The 23,471-nt window shown below is 45.8% G+C and carries 14 protein-coding genes; all 14 read left to right on the top strand.

Annotation, left to right across the window (positions count from 1 at the left end):
• Nucleotides 1–63 precede the first annotated feature (63 nt).
• Entirely contained in the window at nt 64–405 is a 342-nt protein-coding gene (locus BM415_RS19185) for a hypothetical protein (RefSeq protein ID WP_047912375.1), read from the top strand.
• A gap of 535 nt (nt 406–940) precedes the next feature.
• A complete protein-coding gene (locus BM415_RS19180) occupies nt 941–3,955 on the top strand; it encodes an S-layer homology domain-containing protein (RefSeq protein ID WP_091160783.1) in 3,015 nt (1,004 codons plus the stop codon).
• Nucleotides 3,956–4,078: 123 nt separating this feature from the next.
• Entirely contained in the window at nt 4,079–6,877 is a 2,799-nt protein-coding gene (locus BM415_RS19175; protein ID WP_091160781.1) for a DUF4352 domain-containing protein, read from the top strand.
• A 90-nt stretch (nt 6,878–6,967) separates the two neighbouring features.
• Entirely contained in the window at nt 6,968–7,474 is a 507-nt protein-coding gene (locus BM415_RS19170) for a hypothetical protein (protein WP_091160779.1), read from the top strand.
• Between the two features lie 249 nt (nt 7,475–7,723).
• Nucleotides 7,724–8,002, top strand: coding sequence for an alpha/beta-type small acid-soluble spore protein (locus BM415_RS19165; RefSeq protein WP_091160777.1), 279 nt, complete (start codon nt 7,724–7,726; stop codon nt 8,000–8,002).
• 223 nt (nt 8,003–8,225) lie between these two features.
• Complete coding sequence (metK, locus tag BM415_RS19160; protein WP_091160775.1) at nt 8,226–9,431, top strand: methionine adenosyltransferase; 1,206 nt, start codon at nt 8,226–8,228, stop codon at nt 9,429–9,431.
• A 257-nt stretch (nt 9,432–9,688) separates the two neighbouring features.
• Nucleotides 9,689–13,393: a SwmB domain-containing protein gene (locus BM415_RS19155; protein WP_091160774.1), complete on the top strand. Its 3,705-nt coding sequence runs from the start codon at nt 9,689–9,691 to the stop codon at nt 13,391–13,393.
• 253 nt (nt 13,394–13,646) lie between these two features.
• Entirely contained in the window at nt 13,647–16,355 is a 2,709-nt protein-coding gene (locus tag BM415_RS19150) for a stalk domain-containing protein (protein WP_091160772.1), read from the top strand.
• Between the two features lie 47 nt (nt 16,356–16,402).
• The gene (locus tag BM415_RS19145; RefSeq protein ID WP_091160771.1) at nt 16,403–17,563 is read left to right on the top strand and encodes a sensor histidine kinase; all 1,161 of its coding nucleotides are present in this window, start codon (nt 16,403–16,405) and stop codon (nt 17,561–17,563) included.
• Between the two features lie 4 nt (nt 17,564–17,567).
• Complete coding sequence (locus BM415_RS19140) at nt 17,568–18,290, top strand: response regulator transcription factor (RefSeq protein ID WP_091160769.1); 723 nt, start codon at nt 17,568–17,570, stop codon at nt 18,288–18,290.
• A 697-nt stretch (nt 18,291–18,987) separates the two neighbouring features.
• Nucleotides 18,988–19,410, top strand: a complete 423-nt coding sequence (locus tag BM415_RS19135) for a hypothetical protein (protein WP_091160768.1) — start codon at nt 18,988–18,990, stop codon at nt 19,408–19,410.
• Nucleotides 19,411–19,621: 211 nt separating this feature from the next.
• Nucleotides 19,622–21,628: an ATP-dependent helicase ComFA gene (locus BM415_RS19130; RefSeq protein ID WP_091160766.1), complete on the top strand. Its 2,007-nt coding sequence runs from the start codon at nt 19,622–19,624 to the stop codon at nt 21,626–21,628.
• Nucleotides 21,629–21,801: 173 nt separating this feature from the next.
• A complete protein-coding gene (locus BM415_RS19125) occupies nt 21,802–22,755 on the top strand; it encodes a ComF family protein (RefSeq protein ID WP_091160765.1) in 954 nt (317 codons plus the stop codon).
• 265 nt (nt 22,756–23,020) lie between these two features.
• Complete coding sequence (locus BM415_RS19120) at nt 23,021–23,428, top strand: TIGR03826 family flagellar region protein (protein ID WP_091160763.1); 408 nt, start codon at nt 23,021–23,023, stop codon at nt 23,426–23,428.
• The last annotated feature ends 43 nt before the right edge of the window (nt 23,429–23,471 follow it).

Here is a 23,471-nt window from a genome sequence, read left to right as displayed (position 1 = left end):
TTAATAGATTATAAGATACAATAGCGTTAAAATACACATTTTGCTAAAGGGTGAAGGTATCTGATGAAAGCAATCTATTCGAAAGCTCAGCTTGGCTACATGAAGGCAAAGACACAGTTTGAGAAACAAGCGGCGATTCTGGAAGTAGAGATTGAGAAGGCACGCAAGACTCAGGAGATCTCGCAGGAAGTTATGGAAGGTCTTGTTATGAAGACTGGATTCCACGATGCATATAATAACTTGATGGCAGCAGAGAATGAGCTTATTGAATGGTCCCATGTCACGATCAAGCACGAGAAGACATACCGTGATAACAAGAAACCGATCGAGGATATGTACGAGAATTTGAATACCGATCCAAAACTGCGTGCTCGCATCATCGAGCTGGCAATGAAGATTAAGTAAACCCACTGGATAATTAGAATGAAGGTGCCGAGATTCGGCACCTTTTTTATATTTTTATAGTTCAAGTGGTTACGTTGTTATTTCTTCTGAAGGGATTTTCAAATTTTTTTGAATTATCACTTGAATTGAAGGATATTCCAATATTGTTTGTGGTTACATATAACTTAGAGTTACCGCGCTATTCATTATCAATTAATTGGTACCGATATTGTATATTGAAGGATGAATCCCATCATTTTTTAATTAGTGGAAATTTTTTTTCGAAACTTCGCAACTTTTTTGAAACTAATGCGTTTAAGATGTAGAGCCAAACGATGGAGGATTTAGGAAAGAGATTTGTGGAGAATTTTGTCTATTTATTAGAAAAATTTTCTTTACGTCTTCTAAACCACATTGTATAATACGATAGGTAGGATTAGGAAACTACTCTATTTTTTCTTACCCTGGCTTATATTTACTAGTTTCTGTGATCTATCACAGACATCATTTTATATGGATTTACTTGCTCAACTCTGGAAAGGGGGTGTATCGGCTAATGAGTAACACGGGCAACCAATTTACTAGTACTAGTAATCATAAAGAAAATAATCATGTGATGATTTCTCGAGGAGGAGAAAAAAAGGTTATGAAGAAAATTTTATCCGTGGCTTTGTCTACAGCAATGGCATTCTCCATGTTTGCTTCTGTAGCGTTCGGTCAAACTGGTCTTACTGATGTAAACGCGCAATACAATTACTTGAAAGATAAAGGTATCTTCTCTGGATTCCCAGACGGTCAAGCACACCTTGACAGACAAATGACTCGCGCTGAGTTCGCTAAAGTCATCACTAAGACTTTGGGTCTTAAAGAAGTAGAAGGTGTTTACTCCTTCAAAGACAAAAACTACGGTGAGAACCACTGGGCAGCTCCTTATGTAGAAGCAGTTTACGCAGCAGGTATCATGGAAGGCGTTAACTCTACTAAGAAAATCTTCGGAGTTTCTAACCCAGTAACAATTCAAGAAATGGCAACTGTACTTGTACGTGCGCTTGATCTTGAAGTACCAACTGAAACTAACAACTCTGCAACAACATGGGCTAAAGGTTATGTTCAAGCAGCAATCAACGCAGGTCTGGTTGACGCTAACGCTAACTTCCAATCCAACGCAACTCGCGAACTTCTTGTAGGCGCTGCTTACTCAGTTGATCAAGAACTGAGCCTGTCCGTTGAATCCTACACAGTTATCGAGTCCGGTAAAGCTGTAGAATTCAAAATGACTGACGGCGAAACTGTAAAAGTAACTTTGGATACAGCTCTTGAAGCTAACAAAGAAACTGAAGTTAAATTTACTTACCAAGAAAAAGAATTCACTGAGAAAGTTACTTATGTAGTAACTGCAGCTACTAAAGTAGAAGCAGCAACTGCAACTAACTACAAAGAACTTCAAGTTAAATACGATGGCGATGTAGATGCTACAACTGCTACCAACGTAGACAACTACAAAGTGTCTGGAGTTAACTTCGAGTCTGCAACACTTTCTGCTGATAAGAAAACTGTAACTCTTCTTGTAAAACAAGAAGATGCTAGCAAATTGCCACAACAAAAAGAAACCAATCTTACAATCAGCGGTGTGAAGAATGCTGATGGTTCTAAAACTTTCAGTGAAACAGTTAAATTCACAGCAGTTGATACTCAATTGCCAGAGGTATCTGAAGTTACTGGATTGGGTACTAAAGCTTTGAGAGTAGAATTCTCCGAGCCAGTTACTGCTCAAACTGCTAACAACTTAGCAAACTATAAAGTTGATGGTCAAGTGATTAGCGGTAGTGTTAAATTCACGTACCCTAACGTTGCATTTATCACAACTAACCTGCCTGTAGGTGAGCATTCTCTGACTGTTTCAAACATTAAAGATTATGCAGGTTTCACTATTGCTACTTCTGCTAGCGACTTTACAATTGCAGAAGATACTGCTGCTCCAGAAATCACTTCTGTAACTACAAGTGATCTGAGAGAAGTGAAAGTTACATTTAATGAACCAGTTAAATCAGTGAAGAGTGCTTATCACACATCTTCTAACAAGTCTGCTACTGTAACAGTTAAAGACAATGTAGTAACACTGCAATTCTCTGAGCCTAACAAACTTAGCCTGGGAGCTAATACTGTATACCTTACTGGTGTAACAGATTACAGTGATAACAGTGCTGACCGTAATGCAACAGTTACTCCTGAATTAGATACAGTGCGCCCAACAGTTGTTGAAGTGACTGCAGATTCTGATGAAGCAGGAACAGACATTATCGTTAGCTTCTCTGAAAAAATCTTGCCAGCAGATATCACGGTTAAATCTAACTACGTCTTGAAGAAATCTAATGGTGATGTTTACACGGGTCAAGGATTCTCTACAAAAGGAAATCCTTCTGTAACTCCTAAGTATGGCACTACAAACGGTAAAGAAGATCAAACTAAAGTTGTACTTAGCACTGTAGGCGGACCATTGCCAGCTGGTGATTATACACTTGAAGTTTCAGGTGTTCGTGACCAAGCTACAATTGGTAATGCAATTATTCCTCAATCTGTCGCTTTCTCAACTACTGTTGTAGGTAGCTTGAAAGTAGTAGATGCATGGTATAGCTCTGTAGATGCTGATAATTATGAAGTTTACGTTGAATTCGCTAGACCAGTAGCTACAAGTGGTTCTGGTTCAGCTCTTGATGTGAACAAATACGATTATGTAACAGGAGCAACTTATACTCCATTCCAATCTGCTTCTACAAGCATTGCACTCTATAATACGAATACAGTAGTATTGACTGTTCCTAAGGACAAAGCTACTGGATTGACAGGTGCGAATGCTATCCGTGTCGTTAACGTTGCTGATACAAACGGAAACTATGTGGGTAACGGAAGTGTGGATCTGAAGAGCCAAGCAGATTCCCACATCGGATTTGATGCTGATACTATTAAAGCAACAGATCGTCAAACAATCACTGCTGAGCTAAAAGGTAATCTGACATATGTAGATCCTTCTGATTTCGTAATTACTGTAGGAACATCTACTTATGACTCTTCTGATTTCACTCTAAGCTCCAGCAATGCAACAGGAGTAACTGTGCTTACATTTACTCTTGACGAAGAGGATGTTATTCCTTACAACGCAGAAAACGTAAAACTGACTACTTTGACTAATATCAATGACATTAGTTCAACTGATTCTGTAGGTCGTAAATTGCAACCTTCTTTCGTTGGTGAAGTTGCGGATGGTATCACAGCAGTTGCTGATGAAAAATCCCTGAATGCTAGCGGAAGAACAATCACTTTGAGCTACTCTGAAGCTCTTGATGTTAACTATACTCCAGCGGCATTCACAGTTACTGTTGATGGTACTGCTGTAAAAGTAACAAATGCTACAGAAGGCACTGGCTCAGTATTGACTCTGACTCTTGAAAAAGCTGTAACGGCTAATCAAAATGTTGAAGTTGAGCTTAATGGTAATGCTTCTGGTTCTTATGTAACTGATGTAGCAGGAAATAAAGTAGCAGACTTCTACTACACTACACCAGCTAAATAATAACCTTAGATAAAAAAGAAGAGGTGGTTTCCGCCTCTTCTTTTTTATTTTTAAGAAACTTTTCTAGCCAATGCCGCGTCTATATAGTAACTTCAAAAAAAGGAAACAATTGGAGGTACAGACGTGGATCATAAACATACTCAAAAAGCCTTACTTTGGATCACTGCTGCCGTTCTTATTATCGGGCAAGGCACTTCCGTAGGCGCTGTGTCCGATAAATCAAACGATTTAACAAGAACGCAGAATACTTCACTTACTCTACAAGATCAAGTAGTACAAGCTCTGCCTATTCATCCTTTAACGTCAACTTATTTAGCCGCATCTACATTAACTCCATCGCACTTACTGTATAGCGGGCAGGAGCCAAGAGTACAGCTGCTTGGAACAGGATTGATCAACCGAAATTCCGATCTAAATCAAATCGGAGCCTCGCTTAGTAGCCCGAAATCATCAACATCAAAGAACTCCTCAACAAGTAAAAGCTCCAATTCATCCTCGGCAAAAAGTGACAAACCCATACATACACTTAATAACCTCAAACCCGTTAAATTAACCTCTAAGAGCACCGTTAAACTCACAGATCTCAATGTACTCACGCAAGAAGATGGCAAGACCCTTACCTACACCCTGACCTATCAGAATGATAACAGCAAGACGTTAATGCTTATTGATTATTGGACCAAAGTGAAGACCAAAGGCGGTACGTTATATTCTCCGAACCTCATCGCACGCGATCAGGATAAGAAGAGTGTAGCTGCTGGCTCGTCCCTTGCCGTTACCTATATCGTTAAGGTTGGAAAGAACGTAAAAGTCAGCGATCTCCTGTTTCAGATCGTCAAATGGGATTTTAGCAAACCGAACTATGAGAGCCATTTAGGGCATTTTAATGTGCCTGCATCTTATACGTTGTCTACACCTGTCAAACAATCCAAGACCATTCGTCTCAACGATATTCCGATCAAGATTAAAGTATCGAAATTTGAGCTTCACTCGGGCTCGGATTACAACTATGCAGAGGTAAGTGTAAATCTGCATAATACGGGCTACAAGCTGCTGGAGAATCCTACAGCAAAATGGATCCTAAGAACAGCAGGAGGCAGCAACTATCCATTGCTGCTGGATTCGGCAGAAGCTACCTTTAGTATTCAACCACAAGAGAACAAGACATTGAAGCTGCTCTCAAGTATTCCGAAGTCGGTCAAGCTGGCAGGAGCGGAGCTCATTGTAGTGGAAGAGGAAGGTGAAGCCAAGACCGTACTGCCACTCGCTACCTTACAGCTGCCTACGGCGAGTACAACACAGACCGTAGCGACAGCACCTTTTATACCAAGAGAAATAGCAGTGGAGAATCTAAAGCTTGAAACGACACTGGAAGCTGCGACCGTCAGTCAAAGTTATGGCAGCAATGATTTATCCTTAACCTTCAAATTCAAGAACATCAGTAAAGAAACCATTACGGTACCCAAATATCAATTCTTATTAAAGAGCGGAAATGGAAACTCATATCCTATCTCAACTAAGGCGCTGGAGAATCTATCTTTACAGCCGGGTGAAGAGAAGTCGATCAAGCTGGATATTTCGGTGTCCTATGAAGTTGCTCAAGGTGCACTTAAGCTGATCATGAATACTCCTAAATCAGAGGATCCGGAGAGCAAAGCACCAGCTTACAGTTATCCGGCAGGGGTATATATACTTCCTCAGCCATCCTCATTGCAGAATACACTTGGACAAGAGATTACTGTGAAGAATGATAGCGGAACTTATGGTGTGACATGGTCTTCCATTCAACGTTTGCCTTGGACAGACGGGGATCTGCTCTCTGCCAAGCTGACAATTAAGAACACTTCGGTGAAGACCCTTCGTCTTCCAGATCTGCAAGGTGTATATACCATTGATGCAGCTAAGGATGCAAACAGTACTAAGCTGATTAAGAGTCAGGCTGCTTCTTTGCTTGGACCAGGGCAAGCGGTTGATATGTATCTTGTAACGAAGATACCTACATCACTAGATATTGCTCAGCTGCAGGTAGCCCTTGAAGAGAAGGTAGGGGAAGAGTCTACAGAGTGGATTAAGCTGACGAATATTGGGGCCATCCCAGAGGTGCCGGAGATTGAGAAGGATGAAGCATATACCTTAACAACGCTAGGGAAAAAAGCAGAGATTAAAACAAGAAAATCCGTCGTCTATCCAGGGACAACGACTGATCTTGTGTATACAGAGCTTGAGATGACCAATATGGAGAATCGTCAGGCGGATCTGTCTCAGCTCAGTGGATACTATATGTCTTCCAGCGGCCTCTATTTCAAAGCAAATGTCAAACAGATTGATTATCCCGCCGGACCTGAAGACAAGAGCATCGTAACCATGTGGACAAAGATCCCTAAACGAGTAACCGTTTCCGATATGCGCCTTATCGTGGGTGAAGGAGTTACGGAGGATAAGCTGACACCGGTCAAAGAAGTGTCTACTGGCTACGTTAATGCGGCATCCCTTGAGCTCAGTCCTCAGCAGGTTACGGCATTAGCCACAATTAAGAGTTTTGAATTATTTCCTTATCAAGTGCAGACACACACCTTTGATGCATACCTGTCTGGCGGATCCAATGTATCTATAGAATGGTACTATACGCTTAGCCAAAACAACGAGTATAGTCTTCCTGAGAATGAGCATAAGTTCATTGTTGAGATCACCGACTCTTCGGGCAGAGTCTTTGCCAAGGAGCTCGTTCCAGGCACGGACATGAAGCTCGGAGCGAACCAGCTTCTATCCTGGTCGATAGATGATCGGATCTTCGAGGACCGCAGAGCCGGAACCTACCAATTATCAGTCTATGACGAGTTCCAAGGGGAGAAGTTAAAAATCGCAGGCCAGTCCATGTACTATAACCCAAATCGGCTTCCTGCTGTAATTCCGGAAGAATAGACTTCAGTTACCAAGTTCTTCTTGTCTATATAGCAAAATCACTCTATCATATTAATTATGGGATTTGATAGATTAGAGGAGGAACACATCATGAAGCGCATGTTGAAATTAGGTATGGCTGCCGTCGCGATCGGCGGTGGCATATGGATCGGATCGGTCATGAATATTACGGCAGACGGTGCATCGGTTAATTCTCAGCCGGGAACAGCAGATGATCCTGTCGTTACGAAGAGCTATGTAGATCAAGCGATACAAAATGCACTGAACGGTGGAGGAAGTGCAGGACCATCTGAACCATCCACCCCAAGTGCAGGGGAAGAACTGAAGATCGTTGTGGTGAAGCCTGGACAACGCCTTGTTGCGGGAGCTGGCACGGAGTTTATCGTTCGTAGTGGCAAGGCCGTTATCTATTCTGCAGATGCGAACGGTGTAGCAGATCTGACTGTAGGACAGGACTTGACCAATGGAACAGCGATTACGAACAACCATCTCCTCTCTTTCCCTCGTGAGGGTAGAGGCATTGAGGTACAGCAGGGAAATAAGTACAATCTAACGGTTATGGTTCGCGGTAATTATAATCTCTTCTTAGTTCCTTAGCATTTGGTAATTAGGAAATTACAAAACAAGGTTATATTTCTATAGCTCGTTAATTCTAAGTATGCGACGTTTTGCTTCATATTATATATGAGGCGGAACGTCTTTTTTCTTAAGTTTCGGTGTGCGTCGATGGTTGTTTCTTATTGTGTGTCAATTTTCCATAAGTAACAATGATTCGCCAGTCTACAAAGCTCCTGAGGTGCAAACAATATGCCTGCAAGACCAATACGCAGGAGGTGCATAGATCACATGGCAAGAAACAAAAGCAAGCTGGTTCCGGAATGCCGTCAAATGCTGGAGCAAATGAAATATGAAATCGCAGCGGAGTTTGGTATATACACAGGAGGTTCACATGCAGGAGGGGCCGACACAGAATTCGGTGATGAGCTGGGTTCTACAAATGGCCAATCTTCGTTTACTGGATGGGGTTACCTGACCTCAAGAGAAAACGGATCTATTGGCGGTGAAATTACGAAACGCCTTGTCCGATATGCGGAGTCTAGTTCTTTCCAGATACCTAATCTGTAGTAAGCATAACTGCATTCTGTCTGTAAACAGGCAATAAAACCGTAATATCCGAGTGGAATATTCATACTTTATCTGATTGACACGGATTGACAAATACGTTAACATGTCGTATGAGGATGTATTGCAACCTTTTCCATGGTGGAAAAGGTTCGTTTTTTGTTTAAGGATAAACGTATGGGGGAAAGACCATAATATCCATATATGTGGGAGGTTGATTACTACAATGTCTGTTAAAGGGCGTCACTTATTCACATCAGAGTCCGTAACTGAAGGACATCCAGATAAAATCTGTGATCAGATATCAGACGCAGTTCTGGATGCATTTCTTGAAGCCGATCCAAATGCCCGTGTAGCTTGTGAAGTATCTGTCGCGACCGGACTTGTGCTGGTTATCGGTGAGATTACTTCTACAGCTGACTATATCGACATTTCGGCAATTGCGCGTAACACCATTAAAGAGATCGGATATACACGTGCGAAATATGGTTTTGACTACCAGACTTCTGCTGTACTCACTTCCCTGAACGAGCAGTCCAAGGACATTGCTCAGGGCGTAAATGCGGCACTAGAGAACCGTGACCCGGCTCTAATGGAGAAGGAAACGGAAAATATCGGCGCAGGTGACCAAGGTCTGATGTTTGGTTTTGCAACAAATGAGACACCAGAGCTTATGCCACTCCCAATTGCTCTGTCTCACCGTATCGCTCGTCGTCTGGCTGAAGTTCGTAAGGATGGCACACTTGGCTACCTTCGTCCGGATGGCAAGACCCAAGTCACGATTGAATATGACGGCAACAAGCCGGTACGTGTGGACACCATCGTAGTATCTACACAGCATGCCGAAGATATTACGCTTGAGCAGATTCAGGCTGACATTCGAGAATATGTGCTGTCTCCTGTCGTTCCTGAAGAGCTGCTGGACAATGAAACGAAATACTTCATTAACCCGACAGGACGCTTTGTTATTGGTGGACCTCAAGGGGATGCAGGACTTACAGGACGTAAGATTATCGTGGATACGTATGGCGGCTATGCTCGTCATGGCGGCGGTGCTTTCTCCGGTAAGGATCCTACCAAAGTAGACCGTTCTGCAGCTTATGCAGCACGCTATGTAGCGAAGAATCTGGTTGCAGCGGGACTTGCTGACAAGGTGGAGATTCAGCTTGCATACGCGATTGGCGTAGCGAATCCGGTATCGATCAACGTCGATACATATGGCACAGGCAAGATCAGTGAAGAGAAGCTGGTTGAACTCGTACGGAATAACTTCGACCTTCGTCCGGCTGGCATTATTCGTATGCTGGATCTGCGTCGTCCGATTTACAAGCAAACGGCGGCATATGGCCACTTTGGCCGTACTGATATTGATCTGCCTTGGGAACGCATTGACAAAGCAGATGTATTGAAGAGCCAGGCAGGTCTATATTAACAATTGCAGACGGAAAGAACGGAATAAAACAAGCTCGTAACAAGCTCGGAATAAGAGAGCTGCCTAATTTAAGCCTTCGATGGATTACCATCGGGGGTTTTTTGGTATGGAGAAATGGTGTTTAGCTGAATTCGGACGTTGAAGCCTTCACAGCTAAACTATATTTTCCAATTGACCGATGAAAAGAAGGAGGTCTGTATTCATATCTAGGTAAGTTGCTCTTGATCTTTAATGCTGAAAGGAGGAAGTACAGTTCAATGAGGAAAAAAATTTCGCTACTGCTGACGGTTGCTTTATGCGCTCAAGTGGGATTCAGCTGGGGCATGGAGAAGAACTACGCAGCAGAAGCAGCAGTGACACAAGCATCTACACAAATTGAAGATGTAAAGGATATCAGTCCATATTCCGGACAAGTAGAAGTGGCTCAAAACCCGAGCCTAACGATGGAGTTAACCCAGCCAGTCAGAAAAGGGGAAGGCTCTATCCGAATTAGGTCTTTGTCTGATAATAAGGAAGTGAAAGCATTTGATTTAGCGACAGAAGTAACGATTTACGAGACCAAAGGTGGCAACGAGATTTCTCCTGAGAGGTACGGTACATATATTACGATGAATTTGGGCGCTACTCAGCTGCAAAGCGGCGGTTATTATGTGCTGATTGATGCAGGGACGTTCATGAAAGAACAGGGAGCACCTTTTGCTGGAATTCAGGATGCGGGCAAGTGGCGTTTCTGGACCGTGGGAATGGGCGAAGTATCTGTCGTTGAGAAAGTGCCGGCGAACGGAGCATCAGGAATACTACCATCTTCAACACTGACACTCAAATTTGCTAAGGAGATGTATCCGGCGGCGGGTGCAATTCAGATCATTAATTTAAAGAGTGGTCAGACCGTAGAAACCATTTCTTCCACCTCCTCTAATGTCAGTGGGGGCGGTACCAATACCATCAAGATTAAACCAGCAACGCCATTTGAAAATAATACATCTTATGAGGTTCTCGTAAGCGCTGGTGCGTTCTGGGACGCGCAGCAGAATAGAAGTGCCGAGATACGTGGGGGAGATTGGCGGTTCCAGGTATCAACCGATACGACCGCACTCACGGTCACATCCTTATCTCCATATGACGGGAATATGAGCGCACCGGTGGATCAGCCGATTACCTTAACTTTTAATAAAGCGCTGGATACGAATTACCCGGGGAACGTCACTTTACGCAAAGCGGGTGGCAGCGTCGTTAATACGACAACCGTCATTAATGATAAGAACCCCAGGCAGCTCGTGATCAGCCCTTCTGCTCAGCTCGAGCATAATACTACATATCAGGTTGATGTACCCGGGGGTGTATTCAGAGATGCGGCTGGTAATACATTCGCGGGGCTTGTCGGCAGTAGTTCATGGAGCTTCAAGACCTTTGCAAGAGATACCTCCGCTCCTGTGCTGCAGACTTCCAAAATGTATACGAATACGCTGATACGTCTTACTTATGACGAATGGTTGAATTCGAATACGAGACCGTTACTATCGAGCTATTCGGTGACGGTCAACGGCGAGACCAGAGGTATAAGTGATGTCAGTATTTCAGGAGACAGTGTCTATATTATGCTTGATACGGGAGTAGCCGTAGGCCAAGTCGTACGTTTATCCTATACGCCGGGCATCAGGCCGCTGCAGGATGATGCGGGGAATGCTGTTGCCGCTTTTTCAAGCAGAGAAATAATAAATGATCTGGATTCTGTGCTTTCTAAACCGAGAGAAGGTACGATATACGGAAATACACTCTATTTATATTTTACGGAGAGTGTAAAAGTGACCTCTTCGTCGGCCAAGGATCAGTTTGTTGTCACGGCGGATGGCAGCAGCATCGGAATTAACAGTATCTCTATAAGTAATGGTTCTGTCGTAACGCTGACTCTTGACCGATCGGTAAGAGATGGTGAAGTTATCCGGGTAAACTACACTCCTGGATCCTATCCGCTGAAAGATAACAGGGAGCAGTCACTTGCAGGGTTTACTGATTTTTTTGTAAGAAACAATAATGACACAAAAGCTCCGGAGTTTGTAGAGGTGACAGCTAGCGGGAATAAAATGTACATCAGGTATAATGAAGCTCTTCGTACGAATGATTTACCTTTAAAAAGTCAGTTCTCTGTGCTTGTGAATCGGACGCCGTTGTTTGTTAACGCGGTGGAAGCAGAGGAAGATACGGTTACCCTCACTTTAGCTAATACATTACAAATGAATCAAGACGTGACTTTATCGTATATTCCGGGTGTAAAAAGGCTCACGGATCTTAATTATAATCCGGCTGGCTATATAAATCTGGTGCCTGTCACGGTGTATGGCAGCGGCAGTGTTAGGCAAGGTGAGGTTCAAGGTACAACAGTGGTGCTGACGATGACAGAAGCCATGCAGAGTTCGGGAACGGTTGCTGCTTCCCAGTTCACTGTGAATGCGGGAGGACAAAATATACAGGCGACAACGGCCGCAGTACAGGGGCAGACCCTAACCTTGACGCTATCTAGTGCTGTAGTGACTGGACAAGCGGTGACCATCATGTACACACCGGGTACAACACCACTTCGAACAGCAGCAGGAGAATTGATCACAGGTTTTGGGCCAATCACTTTGCAGAATAAAACAACAGGTAGTACCGTCCCTGGCAGCGGCAACAATGGAACGGCTGGAATGCCAAGCGGGTTGTCCGTGCTAAACTCCGGGTTGTTTAATGAAACGGGCTACGCGCTTAGCACGGCGGCTACCAAGAGAACGACAGCTTTATCAAAATATAACCGTGCTGTAGGTTCATATAGCGTAAGTGCAGAAACATTGAAGCAGACATTTGCGTTTGCAAGCTCGGCTTCTGGAGTATCCAAGACACTGGTTGTAGAAGTTCCAGAGACAGAGGCTTCCGCTATGGTTGGCTTTCCATCACAAGCGCTGGACGAAATTAAACGTCAATATCCTGATGCAGTGATTGGTGTTAGATATGGTGATCGAATATTCACTGTAGGAGTGTCCGATCTGGATCTCGGCTCTATGGCTGCAAGAGTGTACAGTGATATCACGAAGACGATGCTATATCTTCAGATTGAAGATGTACCATCTAGTTCATCAGTAACGATTGATACCATGCTATCCCAAGCATCAGCAACAAAGCTGTCCACTTATACGGATGTCAGCTCCTTCATCGTAAGTGACACATCTACTAAGGCAGAGGTAGCAGTAAAGGGACAGTATAAACTCAGGCTCAGCAGCATGACAAATGGCAGAACGCTTGGAGTAGTGAAGCTGGATAACACGATTCAAAGACTTAGCCCGGTGCCGAATAAGATTTCGCAAGCAACAGACGCGGTGCTAGTTCAAGCGAATCTTTCAGAGAACCAGGCTTTGATTGCAGCTAACCATCCCGTTCAGTATATGGGCCTGTATGGACACTGGGGCAAGGAAGCGGTTGAAGGGCTGGCAGCAAAGTGGATCATTGATACTGCAGCAGGTGCAGAATATGGTCCGAATACAGCGATCACGCGTGCTGAATTTGCTGGCATGATAGCAAGAGCACTAGGTCTGAATGGGAGCTGGGATACAACGCAGCAGTTTGGAGACGTATCTTACAACGTATCAGGTGCCTATATTGGTGCAGCAGCAAAAGCAGGAATCATTACAGGGCATCAGGATGGTACCTTTAAGCCTAATCAGCTGATTACGCGTGAACAGATGGCGATTATGATGGTTCGTGCGCTGCACTACGGCGGTCATGAATCCGCACTTAACGGTACACCAAACAGCATCCTGAGCAAGTTCAAGGATCGTGTGTACATTCAAGCACCAGATATCGTGGCAGAGGCTGTCCAGCAAGGAATTATAGAGGGGATGACACAGAACACATTTATACCGGGTGGCAATGCAACACGCGCTCAGGCAGCTGTGATGATTACTAGAATGCTAAGCATTTATACAGAATAATCGGACTTCAGCTTTATGACTTGACAAAGATGAGCAATCCTCTTAGATGTTGTTTTCAACAAAATCAATGGATATGTTCAACTTGCTAGATTCTGTTTATAAAGTTAGAGAAAGAGCGTAACTTTTTCCATTTTTAGTAGTCTATTATTGAGAGGATGTACATGTCTTCAGCTCCGTAAGTCTCGATCAAGAGATAAGCGGGGCTGAACTCATATAATAGAAACGCACATAAGATGGGAGAGGCGCTTTTTTTATGAGTAAAGAGAGGAAGCAAGCGGGGAAACTGGCGGCAATGTCAGGCAAGAAGTGGATGATTGTTACGATTGCAGGAGTATTATGGGTTACCCCTGTTCTTGGTACAGGACAGGTGCTGCAGAATACCCTTCAAATATCAAGTGTAGCCATGGCGGCAAGTACAACCAAAATATCTGAAGAGATGATCACGGCGGGAGCCAAAATGATCAATTATCGATATACAACAACGCGTTCGGGGGCTTCATCAAGCGTACTGGCGAATGTGATTCAAGTAGATCTGAACAATCCGAATGTGAAACTGGATGTGATGACAGGTAAACAAGGCAAGTTCAACAGCAAGCAGAGCACTGGGGGAATGGTGAAGGAAACCGGCGCAGTAGCCGGAGTGAATGGTGATTACTTTAATGTAAGCGGAGAAGGCGCGCCGATTGGCGGTCAGGTAATGGATGGAGTGCTGATGTCGACCCCTTCTGAGCTGACCGGAATGCATGCTTTAACGGTAACCAAGGACGGCAAGCCGATGATTGATGAATACAGCTTTGATGGCTCCGTTACCGCTGCGAATGGATCAACCTTCAAGCTGAGAGGAATGAACAAGGAGGATTACACCCTGGAGTCCGGATCGGTCAAATACAGTCATGCAAACTCGATGTATATTTATACATCAGCATGGACTTCACTGAAGCGTCCGAATGATCCGGCAACAGCTGCCGCTACAGAAGTGCTGGTACAGAACGGTATAATTCAGCAAATCTCCTATAAAACGCCACTGAACACGTCCATTCCAGAGGGAGCGTACATTCTGCGAGCTCATGGTACGGCAGGAGAGTGGATCAATACGAATCTAGCAGTCGGACAATCCATTAGTGCAGATTATAAGCTGATCGCGAAGACCACGGGACAAACCGTGAATCCAGACAACTTGGATATGATGATTGGCGGGCATACGCTTCTGGTGAATGGCGGTAAAGCAGCTTCCTTCTCAAGAGATGTATCCAGTATTGGAGGGTACCGAGCTCGTACGGCAGTGGGGTATTCTCAAGACGGCAGATATGTGTATCTAATCGCAGTTCAGGACAACAGCTCAAGCTCGGGAATGTCACTGTCTGAGCTGCAGAAGTTCATGGTAAGCATTGGCGTGTGGAAAGGGATGAACCTTGACGGCGGCGGATCGACAACGATGATTACGAGACCGCTTGGTGAAATGAACACAGGGCTTGCTTTTGCAACGGAATACGGGACAGAGCAGCGTGCTGTCATTAATGGTCTTGGTGTATATTCCCTGGCGCCACAAGGGCAGCTGAAGGGGTTGACGATCAGCGGTACGTCCTCCATGCTCGTTGGACAGGAAGGAACTTACAGCCTCAAGGGCTACGATACGTATTATAATCCTTATGACATGAGCAGCGCTTCAGTGACTTGGAAGTCCAGTAACGGCAATGTCATCAGCACAAGCGGCGGCAAAATAACAGCCAAAGGCGGCGGTACAGCAACCCTAACCGCAGTGAGCGGCTCGGCAAGTGCCAAGATGCAGATCACGGTTGTGGGGGCAGGCAATTTGAAGTCACTTCAAGCGGGCTCTGGTGCGGGTTCACTGCAAAGAGGAGCGGCCATCGCTGTGCCGATCACGGCAACGACCAAAGACGGACAGTCTGTCTCGCTTCCTGCAGACAGCTTGAAGTGGGAATTCGTTGGATTTAAGGGAAGTGTATCTGGTGATACGCTCACGGTATCCTCTGTCAATTCGGGAGCTTCGGTGGGGTATGCCATCGGCCGATATGATGGCTTCAGCACGGTTGTGGTCCTGACGACTGCGGGACAAACGATGTGGGAAAACTTTGAGAATGTAAGCTATCCGATCAGCTTCACGACGAATGCATCCGGTGTTACCGGATCAGCAGGCGTTGTTAACGGAACTGGCGAGAAGTCCGGCTCCAAAGTGCTGGAGCTGAGCTATGATATGAACGGCGGAAGTGGTAAAATGTATGCTTATGCACAGCTTAACGGCACTTCCGGTAAACAAATCGAATCCAGCGCAACGGCGCTGTCTATGGACGTACTTGGCGATCACAGCCTGAATTGGCTGCGGGCAGAGGTACTTGATGCGAATGGCAAAACGGTATACATTGATCTTGCGCGCAATATTAACTGGACTGGCTGGAAGAACATTAGTGTTGATCTAAGCGGTTCAGGCATTGCTTATCCGGCGAAGCTGAAACGGGTATATGTCGTCAATCTTGAGGAAGGTCAAGATGAGAGAGCGATGGCAGGAACGGTAGCCTTCGATAATATTGCGCTGACGATGCCTTCCCTATCTAGTGAAGCAGGATTACCAACAGGAACCGCCAAGTTTGTCATTGGACAGAAATCGGTGACCTTCAATGGAACGAAGAAGGCGATCGATGCGGCACCTGTGCTGAAGAACAACACAACCTATGTACCAATCAAGCATGTGCTGGATGTGTTCGGAGGCAGGGCCACCTGGGACAGCAAGAACCAGCGTGTGACGATTCTCCGCGGCGGCAAGCTGATTGATCTTACAGTAAACGAGAAGGAATTTATCCTTAACGGGCAGCGCCTTAGCGCGAGTGTGGCTCCGTATATTTCCGGTGGTAGGACTTTGGTCCCGCTCAGACTAGTATCTGAACAACTTGGCCTTACCGTAAAATGGGAACAGAAAACGAAGACCGTCACTATCGACTCGTGATATGGTATGATATATCCTGGAAACGTTAGGAATGGAGTCGAAAATTTGTGGACTTTCAAGCTGATGCTATTGACCGCGTCATAAAAAACGCCATGCAGGTCATGGAAAGTAGTAAATATCAGATTTTTGAAATAATGGACTCAGCTCGAACCGAGCTGAAGACGCTCAATCAGGAGATTCAATCCATCCTGAAAGAGACGGCGGAAACGATCGAGAAGGTCGATCAGCTTGAACTCAATTTCCGCCGGTCCCGAATCCGGCTGACAGAGGTCAGCCGGGATTTCGTCCGCTTTTCCGAGCATGACATCAAACAAGCTTATGAAAAGGCGACACAGCTTCAGCTGGATTTGATGATTTACAGAGAGAAGGAAATGTATCTTAAAGCACGTCGTGACGATCTGCAGAAGCGTGCGAAAAGCATTGAGGAATCTGTGGAGCGGGCAGAAACCATCGGTTCACAGATGAATGTTGTCATGGAATATCTATCAGGGGAATTAGGTCAGGTGACCCGAATCATCGAGTCTGCCAAGAATCGACAAATGATCGGTTTGAAGATTATTCTGGCCCAAGAGGAAGAACGCAAAAGAATCGCCCGGGAAATCCATGACGGCCCTGCACAAATGCTTGCAAACTTAGTGCTTAGGACGGAAATTGTAGAAAGAATGCTGGTTAAGCAGGATTTTAAGATGGTACAGGCCGAAATAGTAGATTTGAAGAAACAGGTTCGTTCAAGCCTTGGGGAAATGCGCAAAGTTATATTTAATTTGCGTCCAATGGCACTGGATGACCTGGGCTTAATTCCCACGCTTCGAAAATACGTGCAGGATTTTGAAGAAAAAACGAAAATTCGTGCACTTTTTGAAACGAGAGGGAAGGAACACCGTTTGTCTTCGGCTATGGAGGCTGCCATTTATCGTTTAGTGCAAGAAGGCTTGTCGAATGCAGCCAAGCATGCATACCCGACCTATGTGGTTGTGGAGATCACTTTTCAGGCACAGCTCGTCAAGATTGTTGTACAGGACAACGGGCTTGGCTTTAAGCCCGAACTTCTGGAACAGAAGAGCAAGGACCATTCACACTTTGGTCTGATTGGTATGCGTGAGAGGGTCGAGCTGCTCGAAGGCCGGATGGAAATTGAATCAGGAGAGAATCAAGGCACCAAGATTGTGATTCATATCCCGACAAACGTGGAAAAGGGAAAGGAGTAGCAGGATGGAAAACCAGAACATAATGAGGGGTAACATTAAGGTATTATTGGCTGATGATCATCAGCTGTTTCGTGAGGGTTTGAAACGAATCTTGAACATGGAGGACGATATCGAGGTTATCGGCGAATGCGGCGATGGTATTCAGGTATTGGAGTTCTGTAACCAGAGCAAGCCGGATATCGTTCTTATGGACATCAATATGCCTGTGGAGAACGGGGTTGAAGCGACGGAGAAGCTGAGAGAGCTGTTCCCGGACGTGAAGGTTATTATTTTGTCGATTCACGATGATGAGAGCTATGTATTTGAAACATTGCGCAAGGGCGCGAATGGTTATCTGCTGAAGGACATGGAGGCAGAGTCGCTTATTAACGCAATCCGTTCCGTGCATGAAGGATATGCCTTTATCCATCCAAAAGTAACAGGCAAGCTCATTTTGCAGCTGCGCCGGATGACATATTTAAATGAGACAGGCGCTATGAATGAAGGCGGCGTGAAGGAAGCTGGTGTCAAATTCGTTGCAGGCGATAACAATCCGTTGACCCGCCGTGAAGCAGAAGTGCTACGTCTGATGGCGGAAGGCAAGAGCAATAAGATGATTGGTGAGTTCCTCTTTATCAGTGAGAAGACAGTGAAGAACCATGTCAGCAGTATTCTGCAAAAAATGGAAGTGGATGACCGTACGCAAGCCGTAATCAACTCCATTAAATATGGATGGGTTACGCTCTAAAGACGACATGAGTCTTCGGCATAAGGGAAGTCAGTATATGGCTTGCCCTGGGGGAACTGCTGAAGTAATACGTACAGTTAGTGGTCTCTGGTGCTACATAGAAAGCATGTGCGGGGGAACGTTTCATGTGCTGTGTACTCCTCATACAGCGTTGAAACGTGAGAAGATATAAGTTGATCTAAAGTTAAGGGCACTGACGTTGATTTGTCGTTTCTGATTCTGAATCGAATGATACGGCAAGGAACAAATTAGTTTTTACTTTAGTTCGTTTGTATAGTTATGGAATTTTTGAAAGCGAAAGAAAAAACAACATTTCTTTTCATAAAGATAGAATGTTACATTTCTATAGTATAGTAAAGAACTAAAGCACAGAACGAAGGATGCTTTAGTTCCATGTATGCTTGATAGAATGAGCTAGAGGACGCACATTATTGTCTTTATTCGATTTGTTCATATTGGCTCGCACCCAATAATAACGATTCTTCCTGCGGTTCATCTGTTCAGTATATCGTGTTAGTAAAAAATAAGTTCTATTCTATGTTCTGAAGATCCATTTGACTGTGTCACCGTCCCGGGTATCCGCATATATTGGCGGTATAAATAAGATCCGCCGGCTGGTCATTCACACGGCTGCTGTGAAATGAGTAGTTTTGCGGGCAATTGCATCCATGGATGCAATAGGGAGGTGTAGTCGTATTTGATCGAACATTTGATATGGATTGCGCTTGTCTATGGCTTAACAGCCTTATGCGTTCGGTATTTGTACGCACGTTCACAGACGAAGCAGCAGCCTGCCGCCATACCCGTTCACTATGTTCTCATCACATGTAACCATGGACTTCAGCTGGAGTGGATTATCCGTGGGTTGTCCATCGACGCTATGTTTCGAGGTACTATTCATAAAGTAACTGTGATGGATCTTGATTCCAAAGATGAAACTCTTTCGCTTCTATACCGGCTCGGGGGTATTGCAGGCTTGGATTTGAGTATTGTCGCAGCAAGCGAGGAGCCGATGAGCACCTTATCTGCATTACAGCCAGCAGTGTACGAAGACGTCAAGTTCATTGATCTTCGCAACGATGTAATTTTAACGGAATTTCCGTTCGTCACTAAACATTAATCCTATTATAAGACGAATATATCGTTAAAAAGTTGCGGTATTGTCATTAATATTGTAAATATAGGCACTCTTTGGTTTAATTTAACTGTAGAAGAAAAGTATGAAGCACATACTTCGGCAAATACGCCGGGTATGTGCTTTTTTTTGCGTTCATAGATGGAGGTTTGGCTGAAATTGGAAGGTTAAATACTGAGGAAAATGAGGGGATTAGATGAAAATCGGTCTATATGCGATCAGATCATGCACATCGTCTGGAGAATGCAGTGATTGGAGGATATATCTATCTCTTCACTTGAGTGTAGATTGGCTGTGGTGGAGAGAGCAGCTTCGTGAATTATCTTCAGCGGGAATATGGCAGGTAGTCTTGATATCAGAAGGTATGCCTTTATCCTGGGCGTATCGGGTGCAGAAGGGATTATTTATAGATGGGGCAAGGACATTGGGCTTTGGAGGATCAGGCAGAGCTGGAGTTGACTGGTGGGAGAGTATAAAGTTTTTGCTTGCCCCTTTGATCAGGGCAGAGCCTGGTGAGCAAGGAGAGAGGATGTTTCGAGCGTGTGTGGAGATAAGGGAGCTTCAGATTGGGCTTAGCGGGATGGAGGAATGGGGGGAGAGACAAAAGGCTAAGTCAGAGGATGAATTATTTAGGGAGGTTGCGATAACAGAGCATGTAGATCAGAGAAGAGCAGGTTGCATAGGGTTTAATTCGGAGGATGAGTTATATCTGCTGAGAGTGAGGGCAGAGAGAGCGGCACAGCAGCTGGCAGGAAGACAGCTGCTCATGCCGGAGGCCCAGGCACTGCTTGCCGAGACCGCTCCCGCGATAGGGAGCGAGTGGCAGGCTGCAGTGCAGCTGGCGTATTTGGCGGGGCGGGTGAAATATAGGCCCGCCCTTGCCCCGCCGCAGGCGGCGCGCTCTTCTCGATTCGACTGGCCTTGGGCCAGACGAGAGCAGCTGCGCTGCCGCCGATGCGGCAGCATGGCCGCACAGCAGAGTGCGTGTGCGGCCTGCGGATCTGCGGCGTGCGCCTATTGCGAGGCCTGCCTCGCGCTCGGGCGCAGCCGCTCTTGCGCGCTGCTGCTCGAAGGCGCAGCGCTTCCGGCCGTGCGGGGCACGGCCGGGGGTTCCCCCACCGATCTGGTGAGTCGGTGGGGGCTTAGCCCAGCGCAGAGCGCAGCCACAGGCGCGGCGCTGGCGTATTTGGCCCGGCGACGTGAGGACGCCCGGGCGAAGGGCCGGTTCTTGCTCTGGGCCGTGACCGGCGCAGGCAAGACCGAGATGACCTACCCGCTGCTGGATTACATCCTCGCGAGCGGCGGCAGCGTGCTCGTCGCCACACCGCGCCGCGATGTGGTGCTCGAGCTCGCACCGAGGGTGGCCCGCGCCTTCCCGAATACGGCGAGGGTCACCCTCTATGGCGGAAGCAGCGAACGCTGGCAGCGAGGGCAGCTGACCCTCGCTACGACCCATCAGCTGCTGCGCTTCCGTCACGCCTTTGACCTGGTCATCATCGACGAGCTCGATGCCTTCCCATATCACAATGACCCCATGCTAGGCTATGCCGCCGAAGCATGCTGCAAGCCGGGAGGCAGCTTCATCTATTTATCTGCCACCCCACCTGCACAGCTGCAGCGGGAAGCAGCCCGGGGCAAGCTTGCTCATGCCAGAGTGCCTGTTCGCTTCCATCGGCACCCGCTGCCTGTTCCGGTATATATGAAGCTTCCGTACGTAGCGCAGCAGCTGAAGCAGCGCAAGCTGCCACGCGAGCTTCAGCTGAGGCTTAAGCAATCCTTGGAGCGAGGAGCGCAAGTGTTTCTATTCGTTACTCGGATCGCACAGATTGAGTCCTTCGTTGCCCTTCTTCGAGCAGGCCTGCCAGGTATTCGTGTCGAAGGCACTTCTTCAGAAGACCCTTTACGGGGGGAGAAGGTAATATCTTTTCGCGATCGCAAGATTCGTTTGCTCGTAACAACAACCATCCTGGAACGCGGTGTGACCGTACCGAAGAGTGATGTATATATTTTAGATGCTAACACCAGGTTGTTCGATGATGCATCGCTCGTGCAGATGGCAGGTCGAGCAGGTAGATCCAAGGACGATCCTGCTGGAACCGTCATTTTCGGCGCTCCAGAAGTAAATCGTGCCCAGAAAGTCGCGGTCCACCAGATCAAACGCATGAATACCATCGCTCGCCGTAACGGTTATCTGGTAAAGTAAGCGCGCGCCGTGTCTCTTTGCATGCGGTGTTGTAGGGAGATGTCACAGGCACCGGATGCCAGAGGGGCTCCGTCGTCGAACGTTTCAGCAAGATTACATTCAGCTAAAAACAGTTAACCTTTACAGCCACATAACAACACCATGCTCATAGACCAATGAAATGAGGGAAGCCCATGAGAATGAACATTTTGAACCGCATATCTGCATTTATACATAGCTTGGCAGCTCCTTCAGGGAATACTTGTCTCGCCTGCGGCACACATGCTCCGCTCTCTAAGGAACTGCCCGGAATCTGCCATCGCTGCGTTCATTCTATTCCTTGGATTACTCAGATTCGCTGTGTAAAATGTGGACGGACAATAGGCTGCCCGGACTGCTCAAGAGAAGATTATAACCGCCGCTCCTTTGAATGTAACCGAAGTGCTGTAGCATACGACGCGTTAATGAGAGAATGGCTGGCGGTATATAAGTATCGGGGGAAAGAAAGATTCGCTCCCTTATTCGGGGCGATGCTCAATAAGGCGTACTTGGGAATGCAGAGAGAATATTCAGCAGCAATGTTTCAACACGACACCTGCAAGATGGGTAACCGTCTGAGCGTAAACCAATCTATTGATATCGAAGCCAAGGTTTCGGGAATTAACCCCCGTGAACTATCCGTAAACAAGTACAAACCAGATATCTGGCGAGCAGATGCGATAACCTATGTGCCTGTAAGTCATGAGCGACTGATGGAGCGAGGATTTAATCAGGCCGAACGGATGGCAGTCGAGCTATCGAGGTATCAGGGGCTGCCCGTAGTTCCTTTACTGCAAAGAACCAAGCACACAGAGAAGCAGAGCTTCAAGGGACGAAGAGAAAGGGAAGTCTCCATGCGACATGCTTTTAATCTGCGTCCGGACACAGATCAAATCTTCAGTGAACTAATCAATCACAAATTGAACAGCAATCTATATGGAGATAAGAACCACACTATTAACGATAAGATACAGATGAATATCCTATTGGTAGATGATGTTTACACGACAGGCAGCACTCTGGAAGCATGCTGTAAAGTGATTCAAGAGTGGGGAGCACACAGAGGCGTTCATATTTTAATGTATACCATTACGTGGGCTAGATCTTAAAAAGAAGAATATTTGGTAATCATCATTTCTAAGCTTATTTTCTGAATCCCGTTACCGATAAATAAGGTAGGGAGTAGTCAGAGAGACCGAGTTATACTTGTAGAAGTACAGAGAGAATGAGATTCAGGAAAGAATCGATTTTACACAATCATGCAATTGTTATATGTATGTAATGGAGTATTCCTATACAGATGACAAGCTATTTTAAGGTAGGTTATAATGACGGAAAGTAAATGGTTTTCATGCAGAAGGGGGCGTATAGAGGATGAATGTCGGTAACTGTCCTCGCTGCGGCAAGCTGTACGTGTTAAACATGTTGGAGGCTTGTCCTTCTTGTCTAAAAGAGGTTGAGCAGCAATATTATGAATGTGTGGAATATTTACGCAAAGAGAAGGGCGCGAACATACAACAGCTATCGGATGATACAGGTGTATCCATTAAACAGATAACGAAATTTATCAAAGAGGGACGCATATCGGTGAAGGATGCACCCAATTTGACCTATCCCTGCGAGGTGTGTGGTACTTTTATTCGAGAGGGCCACATGTGCGACGGCTGTCGTGCGCGCTTGACTAAGGAATTGGCCGGTGCAACCCAGGAGGTAAGTCAGGGGGAGGCATCTGGTTTAGGCTCTGGTGCCTACAATGCAATCGACAAATTTAAGCGTTCTTAGGAGGCATGGCTCAATTCTAGGGTGCTCTATAAACAATGTTTCA

The organism is Paenibacillus sp. 453mf (assembly GCF_900116105.1).
GTDB lineage: Bacteria > Bacillota > Bacilli > Paenibacillales > Paenibacillaceae > Paenibacillus > Paenibacillus provencensis.
The sequence above is the reverse complement of the archived record's forward strand: the minus strand, read 5'-3'. Positions and strand labels throughout refer to the sequence as shown.